Source organism: Peribacillus muralis (genome assembly GCF_001645685.2).
GTDB lineage: Bacteria > Bacillota > Bacilli > Bacillales > DSM-1321 > Peribacillus > Peribacillus muralis_A.
This window is the reverse complement of record NZ_CP017080.1, coordinates 833,442-849,793: the sequence shown is the minus strand read 5'-3', so window position 1 is coordinate 849,793 and position 16,352 is coordinate 833,442. Positions and strand designations below refer to the sequence as shown.

Below are 16,352 nucleotides of genomic sequence, written 5' to 3'. Positions count from 1 at the left end.
ATTCAATTTTTCTGACCAAGTTTTTTTGCTATGTCGATTTTAAGTTGCATTCCACTTGCTTTGACGTGCTCCCGCATCGCTTTCTCAGCTTCCTCCCGGTCACCTTTTTCTATAGCAGCCAAGACTGCCTGATGCTCTTTCAATGATCTTTCACGTCTATTCGGATCTTCGATGGTCAGAAAGACGTATTGCCGATAAGGGATTTGATTGAGCAGCAAGTTTAGCATGTAACTCAATTTAGAGTTATTGGCGCCCTCTTGAATGATGGAATGGAATACTTCATTGGCCTCTACATAAAGCTTTTTATCCGACGTTCGTATAGCATTCTCCATGTCGGACACCGCTTGTTTCAGTGCTTGAACGGCTTCGACATTTCCTCTTTCCGCCAGCAAGCCCGCTGCGAGCCCTTCCATGACTTCCTTTAAAGTAAATAATTCGTTTAGTTCCTCTTCGGTCGGTTTCGTCACACATGTGCCGACTCTTGGGATGATCTCCACTAAACCTTCTCTTTCCAACTGCTTGAATGCTTCCCTAATGGGAGTCCTGCTAACTTTGTAATGTTCTGATAAAACGGTTTCCGATAATTTTTGCCCTGGCTCATATTCTCCATTCACAATGGATTCACGTATGGCATTCGTAACCTGAGCTGTAATTCCTAAAGTCAAAATGGCTGTAATGAAAAGCCCCTCCTTTTGAAAAAGTATGTACCATGTACCATGCAAGCTCTTGATAAGTGCAATTATAGGTCATGTTAAATAGACTGTCAATTCAAAAAAATAAAAAATTTCCATTTTCTTTTTGCGATTGCCGTACTTCTCTATATAGAAAGATAGCCCGGCAAAATGGTTAAAAAGCTAATAATGCCTTTTTAATAACTGATAATATGAACACGCGGAACGACGGGGAATGTTTTTGAAAATCCGACAAAATTTCATTCTCCTTCAGTAAGCAGATGCAGCAAGACCGAATTAAATATTTTTTCAGAAAATATTGACATCTGTATACGCTTACAATTATAGTGAATTTTATAAATTAGCTTGCATGGTACATGGTAGAATAACGAAAATTGATTGGGGGAACATTGATGAAAGTTGAAACCCGCAGTATTGAGTACATTCCGGCAGATGAACGCCACGGTAAGGCCCGTGATTTATTTCCCATTTGGTTTGGGGCGAACATGCATATTACCACTCTTGTGACCGGGGCACTTCCGATTGCGTTAGGCCTTAACTTATTTTGGAGTTTGGGAGCCATAGTCATCGGTACCCTATTAGGCGCCATTTTCATGGCATCCCATTCAGCTCAAGGACCCCAACTCGGCATTCCGCAAATGATACAAAGCCGAGCACAATTTGGTGTAATCGGGGCGATTTTCCCGTTGTTCCTTGTTATGTTCGTTTATTTAGGTTTTTTCGCAAGCAGCGGTTTACTTGCAGCACAAACCTTAAGCAGCTTAACAAAGATTGATCAGACGTGGAGCATACTTGCATTAAATGTTCTTTGTTTTGTTGCCACCATTTATGGCTATAACCTAATTCATAAAATGCAGAAAGTATTATCCTGGGCTTCGCTCTTTATCTATATCGCAGCCACGTACATCGTTTTTCAATTGCACGTTCCTTCAGGCAGTTGGGGAATGGGACAGTTGGACTTACCTGTTTTTTTGCTGGCCGTCAGCATGGTAGCAACATGGCAGCTGGCATACGCACCATATGTTGCCGATTATTCCCGCTACTTACCCGTCACTACACCAACGTCACATACATTTTGGTATAGCTATGCCGGCACAGTCATCGGAACCATATGGATGATGACACTGGGTGCAACCTTAACCGTGGCGATCCCTAACTTCCTTGATCACTCTGGCGGAAATCTGGCAGGTCTATTTGGGAACTTCGCCATAATCATGTTCCTCATCATCATCTTTGGACAGCTTGCCATCAATGTCTTTAACCTATATGGAGCATTCATGGCAACCATAACCACGATTGAACCGTTCATCAAATTAAAAGTTACACCAAAAGTAAGAATCGCGATGATATTTTGTGTAACGGTTGCCGGAACCGTTCTGTGCTTACTGGGGCAAAGTAATTTCCTGGCCTTTTTCTTGAATTTCATCTTTTTCATCAGCTATTTTTTGATCCCTTGGACATCTATCAATCTTGTTGACTATTATTTACTCCGACATGGCCAATATAATGTAAAAGATATTTTTGATGTAAACGGGCAATATGGCAAGATAAATTGGATTGCTTGTGTAGCTTTCATTGTATCAATCTTGGCCGAAATCCCTTTCATTAATACAACATTCTATGTAGGGCCGGTAGCCAAGTTCTTTGATGGGGCAGACATCGCTTGGGTTATTGGTTTAATTGTTCCGGCTGCTTTATATTATTTTCCAATGAGAAAAAAATTGAATTCCTCCTCAATTATCGTAAGGAATTCCTCCACAACAAACCATTTAGAAAAAGATGTTAAGTAATAAATACAGGATGTTAAACACAACCAGAGGTTGAACAAACGGATAACGCGTCCCTTCTTAACAAAAAATCAATAACATGAAGAAATGGCCTCAGGATAAAATCATTCACACCCTTCTGAGGTTATTTCTTGTTTGGGAAAGACTTTCTCTTCATTAAAAAGAACTGCACTCGCAACCCTATTATTAATATTCCTATCTTGGCATTTCACTAAGAGTTTAAAAGCCAAAGGTTTACTATAATGATCGAACCTATATTTTACACATTGTCCACTTTTCCTTTTTGCTAATGCATGCTCCAGGAGCAAATTCACATTACCCTTGACGGACTATTTGCCAAAAACCCACCTAACATTTTCCTAATATAAGGATATCCTCTTCCAAAGGGTGATCTAATAACCTCATTGATAAGAAGGGTGACAGCCCACCTCTTTTTTACTCACCCTGTTTTCCAATACTAGATTTGCTAGTTCAATTTGGCTTTATTGAACCAACACCCCCTCCCTGTAAAAGATGAGAGAAAGCACCTTTCACAGAAAATACATTCTTTCGCTATAATAGAGAAAAATGCTTCCCTCCTGGACCACCTCCCCTTATTGAAGGTACGGATGAACCGGCTTGAGAGCCCTTACTTTAAATAGTTTAGCAGACTAACAAAAGTTATTGACAATGATTATCATTACTATTAATATTTGAAGTAGTCTTTGAAAATGACTATCATTATTATTCACAATTATTTGTATGTTTTTTTACCTATACTAAAATCAGCAAGGAGAAAATCAATATGAAAAAGCTTTTCATACCATTCTTACTCTTGTTCGTACTTATTCTTAGTGCTTGTGGGAACAACGAAAAAGGTAACGAAAATAAAGAAGACAAGACTAAGGCAAAAACAGTTACATATCAATCAGAGACAGGTCCCGTCAAGATTCCTGAAAATCCAAAAAGAATAATCGCTCTTTCCAATGGACCTAATGTTCTGGCTTTAGATGGTAATATCGTCGGGATTGATCAATGGACTAATATGAACCCCCTTTTTAAAGATAAGTTAAAGGGAGTGGAAGTCGTATCTGAGGATAACCTGGAGAAAATCATTGAACTTGAACCGGACCTGATCATTGCTGGATCCGAGATGAAAAATATTAAAAAACTTAATGAAATTGCCCCTACTGTCGTATTCACGTGGGGAAAATTGGATTATTTATCACAGCAAGTCGAGATTGGAAAACTCTTAAACAAAGAAAAGGAAGCCAAAGACTGGGTTAGTGATTTCAAAGAACGTGCAAATTCTGCCGGAGAAAAGATACGTGCAAAAATCGGTGAAGATGCAACCGTTTCTGTCATTGAAAACGATGCTAAGGAATTCTATGTGTTCGGAAATAATTTTGCACGTGGAACGGAAATAATATATCAAGCCATGAATTTGAAAATGCCTGAAAAAGTAAAAGAAAAAGCATTGAAACCAGGTGTTTATACCCTTTCATCCGAGGTGCTTCCTGAGTATACCGGTGATTATATTATCTTCAGTAAAAACCCTGATGTTGAAAATTCATTTGTGGGCACAGAAACATGGAAAAACATACCTGCAGTTAAAAACGGTCATATCTTCGAAATCAATAGTAAAGCGTCCACCTACAGTGATCCAATCACTTTAGACCACCTGCTTGAGTTTTTCGAAAAATCTTTTCTTAACAGCTAATATGCAAAGAAGGAATTCTTATTAAAAGAATTCCTTCTTTATTGTTATTTTCGTTACGAAAGCTCTTTTATTTGTTTCGTAAGCTCTTTGAAGCGGAGATCAAGTTCTGCATAGTCTTTATTTTTCGGGGTCATGAAACTTAGCTTCCCTAGAACTTCCTGCCTTTCCGTTTCAAGCCGTAAGCATATTTCTTCCTTATTATCTTTTTGTGCCTGCCCTTCATTCAATTGTTTGCGTATTTTATTATCCGCTATGATGAGTTTTGAGGTTGTTATTTTTTCCAGAAAATAGCGGTCATGCGATACGACCAGTAAAGTACCATTGTATTGCGCTAAAGTCTCTTCAAGCTGTTCACGTGAAGCTAGATCCAGATGATTCGTTGGTTCATCTAAAATAAGCACATCCTTGTCTTCTAGAATATATTTCATTAGCTTACACTTCACACGTTCCCCCATGCTCATATTCATAATGGGCTCTGTCCATTGGGATGCCATGAATCCTAAATGCTTCATTAAATTTTGTACATGCCCCCTCTCTTCAAATGTTTCTTTATGAAATAATTGTTCAGGTGTTTCAGCAAGCGGCAAGTCGAAAACCTCTTGTGTTAAATAACCAATGTTTGCTGTTGGTGAAATCCATATGTCCCCTTGTGCCATTTCCTCCCCAACGATCAATTTCAAGAAAGTCGTTTTCCCACTGCCATTCACGCCTGAAATCGAAACTTTATCTCCATGCTGAATAGTAAAGTTGGAGGCTTTAAAAAGAGTTCGCCCGTCAAAAGATTTCGTTAAATTTTTCACTTCCAAAAAGCGTTTTCCTACTTTTTTATTAGCCGTCATTGAGAAGCGAACGGTATATTCTGATTCAACCTGTTCAACTTTAATCTTTTCGAGTTCTCTTTCAAGCCGTTTTTGTTTCGACTTTACTTGTGCATCCATCCGCTTGGCCTTTACACGATAGAATTCTTTAGGGAATTCTTTTTTTGTCGATTGTGCGTGCGCTTTTTTAGACCAATTTGTGAGCTCATTCATTTGCCCTTCAATGCGTTCAACCATTTTTTGCTGTTTGTCATATTCCCGTTGCTGTGTTTGCCTTTTCTGTTCACGGAATTTCATATAACTGGAATAATTGCCTTTGTGACCAATCAGCGTTTTATTTTCGATGGACCAGATTTTTGTTGCAACAGCATCCAGAAAATATCGGTCATGTGATACAAGAATAACCGTACCTTTTAGGGCTTTTAGCTGTTTTGTAAGGAGATCTAAGCTTTGCTCATCAAGATGGTTTGTCGGCTCATCCAATAATAATAGGTCTGCATCTTGTGCAAATCCTCTTGCAAGTCTCGCTTTCAATTTTTCTCCGCCACTTAACTTTGAGAAGTCAACATTTGGAACATGCCATTTTTCTAATAATTCCCCCTCTTTGGGAGTGACGGCTTCAAAGGAATGCGACTCGGTCTCTTGTTCAACCATGGTGACTTTAAGATCTTTCACGATTTGTTTCATTTGGCCATCAGTCGGTGAATAGTCATTGTTCAGCAACCGCAGCAATGTCGTTTTTCCAGCACCGTTTTTTCCGATGATGCCGATGATATCACCTTGCTGCACTGTAATATTCACCTTTTCAAAAATCCTGTGCTCCTTTATTTCAAAAGATATATTTTGTAATCGCAGTAATTCTTTCATTGAAATCCACCCTTTTTATAGGGAGAATAAAAAAAATCCTCCCAATATTTTGGCAGGATTAGTCTCATTTTACCGTACTGAAATAAGCTATCTCGCTTTACAGCTCTAAATAGCTCAAGAGATGATAGAAAAATGGGCAGACTAATCCTATATTATTATCATTCGAAATTTAAAATTTCAAAATCTAAAAAATAAGATTAGTTATCCATCGTCCACCCATCATCCCTTTCCATTAATAGTTAATTAAATTCTAACACTTATGAACAAATACCGCAATGAACCATTGACCGTGACATAGCCTTTTTTATATAACTCTAAAACGGATCATAGTATCAGGGAACGTTTTAAGCCTGGAATCGTTTTTCGTGAATTTCTTTTTGATCGTTGATCCTTCTCACAATAAAGCTGAGGACAAAAGCTCCCAATAAGCAGGTTGCCCCTCCTGCTCCTATCAAGACAAAAGAAGCTCCGAGCCACTTGGCGAGAAGTGAACCCAAAGCAGGTGCAATAAGCATGGAGAAGGTTTGTATGGAGGCGGACGCAGCTGAGACTCTTCCCATAATCTGCTTAGGTGTCTCGGATTGCAAAATAAACCCATAAGGAACAGACTCACCTGAGCTCATGAAACCAAGAAAAAATGCGCCCATAACCCAGGCTAAAACGGGAAGCTGTACAATTTCCATACTGCCAAGGCCCATTATGATGATTAATGATCCGCTAAAAAGAAATGCAACGGACATCAAATGAATCGGTTTTCTTTTCCAACGAGTCCAACTCCCCATTAACAGGGAGCCTGCCACGCTTCCCATACCTACAGCACTGATCAGCAATCCAAAATTCCCTTTCGTGAAACCAAGATTTTGTGCAATGAATACAAATAGTCCGTCGTACAGGAAAATGATAAAAAATGCTACAGAGGAGAGGATGACTGAGCTTTTTAATAATGGGGTATGTGAAATATGCTTAATGCCCTCCGATAGTTCTTTCCAATAATGTCCGTCATCCGTTTTTTTATTTTCAGCAATATATTCTTTTTCACCTATGTTGGGAAGAGTTAATAAAAACAAAATGGCGATGAAAAAACCTGCAGCTTCAAATAAAAATGGACTTCTTGTTCCAAACAAATATATGAGGGCTCCCCCTAATGCAGGACCAATGATTTTCATCGAATTAACGGAAAGCTGGCTAAGTGTGACCGCCTCAGGAAGGTAGTCGTCAGGGACCGTAAACCTAATGGCACTTTGTCTTGCAGGATCGTAAATGGCTGAGACCGTTCCTTTCAAAAATACAAATATTAAAAGGATATAAAGGTTAGGAGCAAGAAACATCCCTACGACAAACACGATTCTTAAAAACAAACAAGTGATCATCATCTGCTTTTTGGGAAGGCGATCGACGAATACACTTGCAAAGGGACCTATGATGACCCAAGGAAGCCCCAGTGTAATGATCACTGCGGCGATGGCTGTTTCATCCAGCCTCCAATGATAAGCAACAATAACTTGTAGAGCAATGAAATCAAGCCAATTACCAAGATCTGAAAATAGCTGAGCTCCAAATAATGATCGAAATGGCCGGAATTTTAAAGGCTCAAATGCCCCAGCTTTCATAGGTTATTTCTCCTTTTCCCTTTGGCCTCTTCGTCTTGCTAGCAGTTTTTCAGTGTTTCCATTTAAATCCTGGCCTTTTGGAAGTTGATTCTTTTCCAATGCATGTATGGATTCGTCTATCCACTTTAACTCAGCCTCAAGCCGTAATTCAGCATAGCGGATGGACAGCATGCCAACATCACTGATATAAGAAATACCATTAGTGGGCCAATCTTTTACAAATCCAAGCATATCTTCGGTTGTCTCTTTTCTTTTTAGGAGATGACTGATTAATACTGAGCTTTCCATATCCTCGTGCCAAGTGGACATCTTCATTAATAATTCATCTTTTATAATGGGATAGGCAGGTGGGAGCCGAAGCCAGTTCTCAAATTCCTGCCAACCTTTTGGGGTAAGTTCATAAAGTTTCTTTTTTCGTCCCCCTTCTTCTTTTTCAATGGGCTGAACAAGCCCTTCTTCTTCCAGCTTCTTCAACTTCGGATAAATACTCCCATAACTCATACCCCAGTATAAGCCGGCAGCTTTATGCTCGAACTCTGCTTTAATTCCGTATCCTGTGCTCGGCCAAAAGCTTAATACAGCAAGTATTGATCTTTCATTTGACAAATAATTCAACCCTTTCCATATATCACCTTGATATATCAATATGATATGTTCATTTAAAGAAATAATCAACCGTAAAATTAAAAAATTTCAACGAGTTCACTTATATACCACTACACTCAGCGGATGAGGCTTTCCGACTTATCTCATGGTAAGATTAGTTACCTCAATCTGCAGTATATATGCCCTGAAGACGGCCTGTTAATGCAAAAAAAAGAACCTTTAATCCAATATCGATTAAAGGTTCTTTTATCTAACCATGAAACGCATCATCTATCTCATGGGTTTTATTATTTTCCAATAATTAACTATAGGCTAACTCTTTTTTTTTGCTTAGTCCAAGCGCCTCAGCTGTTGAAGAATGAACTTCATTCAGAAGCTCTGGATTTTCCATAAGTGACATTCCATAAGAAGGAATCATTTCTTTTAATTTTGGTTCCCATTCTTCCATATGTTGCGGGAAGCATTTTTTGAATACTTCAAGCATGACGTGAACAGCCGTTGAAGCACCTGGAGAAGCTCCTAATAATGCTGCGATCGAACCATCAGCGGCACTAACGACTTCCGTACCAAATTGGAGCGTCCCTTTTCCGCCATCAGCAGTGTCTTTGATAACCTGCACACGCTGGCCAGCCACCACTAAATCCCAATCCTCGCTTTTGGCATTCGGGATGAATTCTTTTAACTCCTCCATGCGTTGTTCTTTCGACAACATAACCTGTTGGATCAGGTATTTTGTCAACGACATCTCTTTCGCGCCTGCCGCCAGCATGGTCATGAGATTATTCGGTTTGACGGATGTTACTAAATCGAGCATTGAACCGGTTTTTAAGAACTTCGGTGAGAAGCCCGCAAATGGTCCGAATAGCAATGATTTTTTATTGTCGATAAAGCGTGTATCAAGATGCGGAACAGACATTGGCGGAGCACCGACCTTAGCTTTTCCGTATACTTTTGCATTATGCTGTGCAACAACTTCTGGATTATTGCACACCATGAAAATACCGCTTACCGGGAATCCGCCGATGTGTTTCCCTTCAGGAATTCCGGATTTTTGCAGCAAATGCAGGCTGCCGCCCCCGCCTCCGATAAAGACGAACTTGGCCGTATGGCGTTCGACGCTGCCGTTATCGACATTACGTACTTTTAATTCCCATGAGCCATCTTCAGTCCGCTTCATATTATCAACACTATGTTTATACTTAATATCGACGTTTTTCGCCTTTAAGTGATTGAACAACATGTTCGTTAAAGCCCCAAAGTTGACATCCGTTCCAGTGTCGATCTTTGTTGCCGCTATGGCTTCTTTCGATTGACGGTCCTGCATGATAAGCGGAATCCATTCCATCAGCTTTGCTGGGTCATCGGAAAATTCCATTCCTTTGAACAATGGATTGTTTGATAAAGCTTCAAAACGTTTCTTTAGGAACGTTATATCTTTATCTCCTTGCACCATACTCATATGTGGCAATGGCATGATAAAGTCTTCTGGATTTTTTATCAGCTTACGGTTGACAAGATAAGACCAAAACTGGGTTGAAAGCTGAAACTGTTCATTGATTTTAATGGCTTTGCTAATATCTATAGATCCGTCCGGTCTTTCAGTTGTGTAGTTCAGCTCACACAGGGCTGCATGCCCCGTTCCCGCATTGTTCCACTCGTTAGAGCTTTCTTCTCCTGCGCTTTCAAGCTTCTCAAACACTTTGATGTCCCATGCCGGTACTAATTCTTTCAGAAGTGTCCCTAAAGTGGCACTCATGATTCCGGCGCCAATTAAGATGACGTCTGTTTTAGTTTCTCTGTTGCTCATTTTAACCTTCCTCACTCCCTATATTTGCAGAAAGGATGCATGCGCTCCTGCTTAGGAGTCGCACCAAGTCAAGGCGTGACTTAGTCACACACCTTTTCTGTCTCCATTATACCCCTATAATAGTGTAATACAATTGTTAATAGAATAAAACATCTACAATTATATATTGTTCAAATTCAGTTCGGATGAAGTAATGAATGTAAGCCATTTTTGAAGCAAGAAAAAAATGGCCTTACACATAGCTTCCCTCTTTAAAGCTAATGCACCGCTAGTTGGTGAATGATATCAATCAAATGAATTCTCCTCACGAAGATTTCATTCACTATTTATATATTACCATTAAGAACCAATTTTAAACTTTCATGATGTAACCTACGAAGCACATTTCAGTTATTTCCAATATATTTACATTTAATCCCATATTACGGCAAAACTTCCTTGTGGAATTGAAGTTTGAATTGTAAGCGCTATCATGCCCTTCTGTATAAAAATGAGACAAACACATCTCGCTTCTTTTTATTCATTTTTTATTATAACATTTTTATGAACGGAACCGAGATTGATTTGTACATTCAAAAAGCCGCCACTTGGCGGCCCTTTGCTATTAACAATTTATAACCTTATGAACTGCAGAGATAGCCTGATTAACAATCACCAACGTTATCAGCCTCCATACTGGCTATAGCTTCAGAAAAATTGGATGAAATCAAAGAGCATATCCTTTAATCCAAATGACTGGTGCTGTTTATGAATTTTATAAGTTTATATCGATGTTCCGTATATTCAAGAAGGTGGATACCCGTATTATTCGAAACGAACCACACATCATTCACTTCGTGCGGTATTTGCAGGAAGCTTTCCATCAATTTTGTAATCAACCCTCCATGGGAAATGATAGCAATTCTTTTATAGTTTGCACTATTCGCCTTAATATAGGAAAGAACATGTTCAGCTCGCAACATGAAATCCACTTCACTCTCATCCTCTTGTCTTTCTTTTAAATCATCCAGAATGGACATTGGACATTGGATGGTATCGGATAACATTTCAGCAGTCCCACTGGCACGTAGCAAGGTACTTGACCATATGAATTCGGGAGGGAACTCAGCTGAAACGCGTCGGCACATTTTTTTCACTTGTTCCATTCCATTGGAGGTTAAGGGTAAATCGGTCGTTCCTTGATAATTGTCTTCAAGAAAATCATCCTCTGACTCACCATGTCGAATTAATAATAGCTGCAAGCTGACCACCTCATTTATTTTTTTAATCCATCCCTTTTTATCATTCGATTTACCATCAATAAAACCTGCAAAAAAATAAAATTGTAATTCACTAAAACATCAGAAATGCAGGGGAATATGACAACCTTCCTTTGTCATACCTTTTAGAAAAAGAGTAGGATGTGACATTGCTGGATATGGGGAAGGATAATCGAATCGTTTTTTATGTAATAACAGGCTCAACAATAAAAAGGTTTTTCCTACTGGACCTTATTGTTGGGACCGGAATTTACTTCACAGTCAAGTTCATTTCATCCAGCGTATTGATCGCGAGCATTGGCAGTTTCATCGGAACGGAAGGAATCAAGAAAGCGCCGAAATATCTTAAAAAAATGCAATGGAATTGATACCAATGATATGCAGGCATCCATTTTCAGATTTTCTTTACCCCATAAAAAAAGGTGTGCATATGATCATCATCCTCTCTGGATTAAGATCGTATGCACACAACTCGCGCTTCTCCATATACACTCTCTCTTCCCTAAATGCTCGATCAGCAAGACTGGCTTCAAACAAAGGTCATAGTGTTGCTATGTTTAACTAGCAATGGATTTAGATTCTTGTCCTTTTTTATAGGTGAGTAATTTAGAGTCTAATGACAGGAATCGGCTTCCATTTAAAACTAGGTGCAGGGCAAGCACCATCAGCATGAGGTCCATTTCGTATCCTGCCCCTTCCTCATTGCCCATGAAACCTGCCGGAAGCTTCACATAAATAATGGCACCAGCCAGGATGCATGCAAAAAGAACAGAGATAATTCTTGTACCAAGCCCCACAATTAAAGCTATACCACCAGCCACTTCGATTGTTGCAACTGCATAAGCCATAAATCCTGGAATGCCTATACTTTGAAACCACCCGGAGATGTTATCCAATCCGCCTTGGAATTTGGACAAACCATGCATAAAAAACGTAACACCTAGCATCACCCTTAATAAAAACGTACCGATTTCTTGTTTATTCATGAGACATTCCTCCTTTATTTCATTCACACTACAAAGTGTAGTGTTAAATTCCAAAAAAATCAAGTGAAAGTCATCAGACAATCACTATCGTCATTCCCAACAGTATAAGCAAAACATATATAGATACAAAAATCGTGGTGAAATCAGCTCTCAATGGAATGGTTTCATGCGGATCGACCAGTTGCCGAAGCCTGTAATCGACCGCTTCATTTGAAAAGTGAGCAAGTACAGGAGCAGTATTATCAGCGCAGCAATATTTAATTAATTTCAACAATGCAGCACTAATGCCTAATTCAGTCCCCGTTTTCTTTATCGCAAATTCATCAGCTAATAATTCACTCATTATTTTATAATTTTTATAACACCATTTTGTGAGTGGGATAAACCATAATGCTTGAGAAATTAACTGCATGGTGAAGATTACTAATGGGTGAAAATTTTTCTGGTGAAAGGATTCGTGTTCCACCACCGCTTCCAGCTCGTCAACGTCCAATAATTCCACCAATCCCGTACTGATAACAATGAAAGGGTTCCTGAACCCAATCGTAAAGGCAAGTGGTTCATCAGCGTTCACCACCAAGATGTTGTTGACGTGGTTGAAATTCTCATTCAACACTTTTGTCCCACGATCGTTTTTGGCGATGAATAACTTATGTTTCAGCTTCCTCGATAGGAAAAACTGCTCAGCAATTTTAAATATCGTGTTCAGAACACTGTAGGCAATTAAGATACTCAGCAAAGTGGTGACTGCAAAATAGTATACTGTACCTTCCTTGAATAAACTAAAGCAAAATTTAAAGAAATTTGCTTTAATATTCACCCCAAAAAGGATATGCACCAAAAACGCACCCATTTGGCTCCATACTGCACATGCGATTAATAGGCTCAGGCTTACCACGAAATAAGACTTTTTCTTCCACATCATAATTTACCCTTTTTTAAAGATTGAATCTTCCGTTCCAATTTTTCAATTAGACTTGGATCAGCGTCTTCCATGGCATCAAGCATATGGCTAATGACCGCTCCCCCAAATTCATCAAGTAAATTTTCAGTCAGCTTCTTTGACTGTTCTTCTAAAAACTCTTCCTTCGATTGCACAGGTATAAATAATGATAGCCTTCCTTCAGACCTCTTTTTTAAGATACCTTTTTCAACCAGCCGGGTCATGACTGTCATCACCGTATTAAAATTGAGTGGCTTGTCTTTTTCCAAGTACTGCTGAACCGCTTTGATACTAAGCTCACCCTTCTCCCACAAACATTCCATGATACTCGCTTCCAATGGCCCGAAAAAACGATTCAGGCCAACTTCATCGTATTTAAAATTTTTAATATCCATCTTCCACCTCCTCCACTACAAATAGTAGTGGAAAAATTTGATGAAATCAAATTTCAGAAGCTTTTTTTCAAATTTGCGGAATCGACTTTCACAATCCATGAAACAGGGATAGATATTCTCTTAGCCGATTACATGTTTAATCAACAAATTTTGGGCAAATAAAAACAACAGCCACCCTGCCAGTCCTAACCCCAATGAAAAGAACAAGTGAAGAGAGTGCTGAAGCGCCAACCAAATGATCACCAGCATCACAACTGTGGCAGGTATGCCCCACACCACACTTAAAGCAAATTTACTTAGAGTTTCCAGCTGCTCCCCTTGTATATAAAGCCATAAGATACTTATTACACTGATTATGGGTAAAGCGGCAAGCATTCCTCCATAATGGGGATATCTTCTTGATATTTCGGTAATGACCCCAATGATGATCGCCGATGCGATAATTTTAACGAGTGTAAACATCATTCACCCTCTCCCCCATTAATGCAAAGGCATTCAAGATGAGTTGCCTCTCCTCACTGCTCATGTTTTCATAAAGAAGATGGTCAAGCTTTTCTTCATCGAGGCTTGAATGACGGTGTAAAACCTGCCCGCCCAATTCTGTGAGCCTTAAAATCACCTTCCGCTCATCCTTGCCGCTGCGCGATTTGAATACATATTTTTTTTCCAATAAGCGCTTAATATGTTCAGAAGCTGTATTGTGGGACACTTGAATCGCTGTTGCGATTTCCTTGATTCCCACTTCATTTTCTTTTTCGATTACCTGCAAGATCCTGATGCTTTGGTGAGTAATTTTTTCTTGGTGTGTATACCGTAACTGATAGTAAATATCCGTCCATAATTGATTGATCTTTACGATTTCCTTTTTCATACTGACCCCCTATATATCGTAATCAACGAATGTATCTTATTTTACGATATAAATTCGCGTAAAGCAACGGCCTGTGTATACTGTTCCGCTAGTTTCAATAGAAAAAAGAGCAGTCAAAACAACTCTCCCAGAAAAAAATATACAGATCCAGGATATATATAAATTCCTGCAGGCGGCAGCTGATGTAAAAAGCCTTAACAACAAAAAATATAAGGTTGAATGGAGCAGATTGCGAGACTCTTGCGGGAGCAGTGGGACAGGTTGAGAAACCACGGGCATTCTCGCCGCGAAAAGTGAAAATTGCAGGAGGAATCCTCCACGCCTCATTATTGTAATGAAGTCTGGAAAGACAACCTTACTTTTTAATGAAACTCTAATTTTATTGTAGAAATATTATTTTCATCATCGATATATAAACATAGGTTTTTGCATTTATGGGCAAGATATCTAATCGCAAAATTTTCTTTTAAGGATTCTTTTAAAGTCCAACTCGATAAGCTGAGTGCCGTTGTTGGTGAAGGCGATGTATTTTTTAAGCAATCCAGCACCTTATCGAACTCCGTATCTTCGTATTTTTCCATAAATTCAGGTAATACTTTATACCATTTTACAGGTCTCCAGACATATTCCTTGTTACTTGTTCCAAATAGATCTTTTGTTATTGGATTTATATTTGTTGACCTAATTAAAGAAAGTGATTCTTGATTAGGCTTCCTTAACATTATTTCTGTTGGTGATTCATTTTCAAACACTACCTTCGTATCATCAAAATGCATCATTATTTCTTCAATTAATGGTTTATCCACTTTATTATGTACATATAACGATGTAACCCCACCATCATGCTGTCCGCCCAGTAATAAAAAGAATTCGGTTAGGATTGAATATTTCTTTGTAACATTTGATTCAGGAATGAATTTCTTTATCCTAAAATTCACTGAACCGCCAAGAATGTCTTCAAATTGATCATTTTCTTCATATTGTTTTAACCATTTCAATGTATTAATCCACCTTTGCAATGGCGTCATGGTACCCATTTATTACTGGCAAGAGTGCTGTGCGATATTTCCCCTTATCATTATAACTCCCCCGCTTTGAGCGGAAGAGCTATGTGGCGAAAATAGTAAAGAGGTTTAGGTTCATTCGAATACAGGGCGCATGAAGCTTCTCTCATAGCTAATGATGCACTTAGTTTCCTCTGCATATTTATATGCCGCTTGACATTCTTCATCCAAGCCCATTTTTACCCGGTACTCTTCGTATGCCGCTAGACTCGGGAAGGTGAATAATGCATAAGCAATATTATTGGCTCCCTCATGCGGAAGGAAATACCCTTGATGTGAACCGCCTAATTTGTTCACCAAGCGAATCCACATCTTACCGTATTCCTCGAACTCAGTTACTTTATATGGGTCAATAACATATTTCAGATAGCATGTAACCAATATCCATTCCTCCTTTGGATATCTACTTCCCCATCATGTCCGCTCATCCCTTTCTATTTGGAAAATATGCTGAAATTTTTTTCCTGCTGTCCAAAATGATGATGACTTTTTCAGGCTCATTCCTTCGAATTTCTGCAAGTCTTTTTTTCATGTTTTCCTTACGAGAATAGTACGTTGTAATGATGAATTTAAGAAATGGCCAGTCCAATTTTTCTTCGCACCCTTCACCGATATCCGGTCTTGTTTTCCCCCTATAGACAAGGCGACGCTTTACAACACGATACAAGCATACGTGAAGGGGAAGTTCTAAATAAAAAATCGTGGTGGCTTGCTTCAAACGTAAATCGATGGAATTACTATAATTGCCTTCCAATATCCACTGATCAAGGGCCAATACTTCCTCCTGGTCTGCTAAAAAATCCTCTAAAGGAGCCTCCACCCAGTCCGGTCTCCAGTAGAATGTATCCAAGTGATGGACATCAATATCCAATCTCTCCCCAAGCAATCTGGCAAATGTGGATTTTCCGACACCGGAGGACACACCTATTACCATGATCCGGTTCATAT

Annotated in this window: 17 protein-coding genes; 3 read left to right on the top strand and 14 right to left on the bottom strand. The window is 39.1% G+C overall.

What is annotated here, in order from left to right; all coding sequences use genetic code 11:
- Positions 1 to 2 precede the first annotated feature (2 nt).
- Entirely contained in the window at positions 3 to 722 is a 720-nt protein-coding gene (locus tag ABE28_RS04110; RefSeq protein ID WP_083231932.1) for a GntR family transcriptional regulator, read from the bottom strand.
- Positions 723 to 1,084: 362 nt separating this feature from the next.
- Here ABE28_RS04110 and ABE28_RS04105 point away from each other — a divergent pair, with 362 nt between their 5' ends.
- Positions 1,085 to 2,482, top strand: coding sequence for a purine-cytosine permease family protein (locus tag ABE28_RS04105; protein ID WP_064461998.1), 1,398 nt, complete (start codon positions 1,085 to 1,087; stop codon positions 2,480 to 2,482).
- Positions 2,483 to 3,263: 781 nt separating this feature from the next.
- The gene (locus ABE28_RS04095) at positions 3,264 to 4,178 is read left to right on the top strand and encodes an iron-hydroxamate ABC transporter substrate-binding protein (RefSeq protein ID WP_064462000.1); all 915 of its coding nucleotides are present in this window, start codon (positions 3,264 to 3,266) and stop codon (positions 4,176 to 4,178) included.
- 53 nt (positions 4,179 to 4,231) lie between these two features.
- Here the strand turns inward: ABE28_RS04095 and abc-f are convergent, their stop codons facing one another.
- The 5 genes from abc-f to ABE28_RS04070 form a co-directional block, all read right to left on the bottom strand.
- A complete protein-coding gene (abc-f, locus tag ABE28_RS04090) occupies positions 4,232 to 5,863 on the bottom strand; it encodes a ribosomal protection-like ABC-F family protein (RefSeq protein ID WP_064462001.1) in 1,632 nt (543 codons plus the stop codon).
- A gap of 344 nt (positions 5,864 to 6,207) precedes the next feature.
- Positions 6,208 to 7,473 carry an MFS transporter gene (locus tag ABE28_RS04085; RefSeq protein WP_064462002.1) on the bottom strand — a complete coding sequence of 422 codons (1,266 nt, stop codon included), beginning with the start codon at positions 7,471 to 7,473 and terminating at the stop codon, positions 6,208 to 6,210.
- 3 nt (positions 7,474 to 7,476) lie between these two features.
- Positions 7,477 to 8,079 carry a PadR family transcriptional regulator gene (locus ABE28_RS04080; protein ID WP_064462081.1) on the bottom strand — a complete coding sequence of 201 codons (603 nt, stop codon included), beginning with the start codon at positions 8,077 to 8,079 and terminating at the stop codon, positions 7,477 to 7,479.
- A gap of 301 nt (positions 8,080 to 8,380) precedes the next feature.
- Entirely contained in the window at positions 8,381 to 9,886 is a 1,506-nt protein-coding gene (locus ABE28_RS04075) for a malate:quinone oxidoreductase (RefSeq protein WP_064462003.1), read from the bottom strand.
- A gap of 722 nt (positions 9,887 to 10,608) precedes the next feature.
- Positions 10,609 to 11,136, bottom strand: a complete 528-nt coding sequence (locus tag ABE28_RS04070) for a histidine phosphatase family protein (RefSeq protein ID WP_257390697.1) — start codon at positions 11,134 to 11,136, stop codon at positions 10,609 to 10,611.
- A 152-nt stretch (positions 11,137 to 11,288) separates the two neighbouring features.
- Between ABE28_RS04070 and ABE28_RS04065 the strand changes: the two genes are divergently transcribed.
- A complete protein-coding gene (locus ABE28_RS04065; protein WP_373921318.1) occupies positions 11,289 to 11,513 on the top strand; it encodes a hypothetical protein in 225 nt (74 codons plus the stop codon).
- A gap of 189 nt (positions 11,514 to 11,702) precedes the next feature.
- Here the strand turns inward: ABE28_RS04065 and ABE28_RS04060 are convergent, their stop codons facing one another.
- The 8 genes from ABE28_RS04060 to ABE28_RS04025 form a co-directional block, all read right to left on the bottom strand.
- Complete coding sequence (locus ABE28_RS04060) at positions 11,703 to 12,131, bottom strand: DoxX family protein (RefSeq protein WP_064462005.1); 429 nt, start codon at positions 12,129 to 12,131, stop codon at positions 11,703 to 11,705.
- Between the two features lie 73 nt (positions 12,132 to 12,204).
- Positions 12,205 to 13,056 (bottom strand): M56 family metallopeptidase, encoded by an 852-nt coding sequence (locus ABE28_RS04055; protein WP_083231931.1) that lies wholly within the window; start codon positions 13,054 to 13,056, stop codon positions 12,205 to 12,207.
- Positions 13,053 to 13,469 carry a BlaI/MecI/CopY family transcriptional regulator gene (locus tag ABE28_RS04050; protein ID WP_064462007.1) on the bottom strand — a complete coding sequence of 139 codons (417 nt, stop codon included), beginning with the start codon at positions 13,467 to 13,469 and terminating at the stop codon, positions 13,053 to 13,055. The genes ABE28_RS04055 and ABE28_RS04050 overlap by 4 nt, the downstream gene beginning before the upstream one ends.
- Before the next feature lie 120 nt (positions 13,470 to 13,589).
- Positions 13,590 to 13,931: a DUF3147 family protein gene (locus ABE28_RS04045; RefSeq protein ID WP_064462083.1), complete on the bottom strand. Its 342-nt coding sequence runs from the start codon at positions 13,929 to 13,931 to the stop codon at positions 13,590 to 13,592.
- Positions 13,915 to 14,340 carry a MarR family winged helix-turn-helix transcriptional regulator gene (locus ABE28_RS04040; RefSeq protein WP_064462008.1) on the bottom strand — a complete coding sequence of 142 codons (426 nt, stop codon included), beginning with the start codon at positions 14,338 to 14,340 and terminating at the stop codon, positions 13,915 to 13,917. Before ABE28_RS04040 ends, ABE28_RS04045 begins: the two co-directional genes overlap by 17 nt.
- A gap of 362 nt (positions 14,341 to 14,702) precedes the next feature.
- Positions 14,703 to 15,338: a hypothetical protein gene (locus tag ABE28_RS04035; RefSeq protein ID WP_156775680.1), complete on the bottom strand. Its 636-nt coding sequence runs from the start codon at positions 15,336 to 15,338 to the stop codon at positions 14,703 to 14,705.
- 141 nt (positions 15,339 to 15,479) lie between these two features.
- Entirely contained in the window at positions 15,480 to 15,785 is a 306-nt protein-coding gene (locus tag ABE28_RS04030) for an NIPSNAP family protein (protein WP_064462010.1), read from the bottom strand.
- A gap of 43 nt (positions 15,786 to 15,828) precedes the next feature.
- Positions 15,829 to 16,350 (bottom strand): P-loop NTPase family protein, encoded by a 522-nt coding sequence (locus ABE28_RS04025; RefSeq protein WP_064462011.1) that lies wholly within the window; start codon positions 16,348 to 16,350, stop codon positions 15,829 to 15,831.
- Positions 16,351 to 16,352: the final 2 nt, after the last annotated feature.

Excerpts from the sequence above, each read along its gene's own strand:
- ABE28_RS04105 (WP_064461998.1), top strand. The coding sequence starts at position 1,085 with ATGAAAGTTGAAACCCGCAGTATTGAGTACATTCCGGCAGATGAACGC.
- abc-f (WP_064462001.1), bottom strand. The coding sequence starts at position 5,863 with ATGAAAGAATTACTGCGATTACAAAATATATCTTTTGAAATAAAGGAG.
- ABE28_RS04045 (WP_064462083.1), bottom strand. The coding sequence starts at position 13,931 with ATGTTTACACTCGTTAAAATTATCGCATCGGCGATCATCATTGGGGTC.
- ABE28_RS04050 (WP_064462007.1), bottom strand. The coding sequence starts at position 13,469 with ATGGATATTAAAAATTTTAAATACGATGAAGTTGGCCTGAATCGTTTT.
- ABE28_RS04075 (WP_064462003.1), bottom strand. The coding sequence starts at position 9,886 with ATGAGCAACAGAGAAACTAAAACAGACGTCATCTTAATTGGCGCCGGA.
- ABE28_RS04025 (WP_064462011.1), bottom strand. The coding sequence starts at position 16,350 with ATGAACCGGATCATGGTAATAGGTGTGTCCTCCGGTGTCGGAAAATCC.
- ABE28_RS04055 (WP_083231931.1), bottom strand. The coding sequence starts at position 13,056 with ATGATGTGGAAGAAAAAGTCTTATTTCGTGGTAAGCCTGAGCCTATTA.
- ABE28_RS04060 (WP_064462005.1), bottom strand. The coding sequence starts at position 12,131 with ATGAATAAACAAGAAATCGGTACGTTTTTATTAAGGGTGATGCTAGGT.
- ABE28_RS04085 (WP_064462002.1), bottom strand. The coding sequence starts at position 7,473 with ATGAAAGCTGGGGCATTTGAGCCTTTAAAATTCCGGCCATTTCGATCA.
- ABE28_RS04040 (WP_064462008.1), bottom strand. The coding sequence starts at position 14,340 with ATGAAAAAGGAAATCGTAAAGATCAATCAATTATGGACGGATATTTAC.
- ABE28_RS04095 (WP_064462000.1), top strand. The coding sequence starts at position 3,264 with ATGAAAAAGCTTTTCATACCATTCTTACTCTTGTTCGTACTTATTCTT.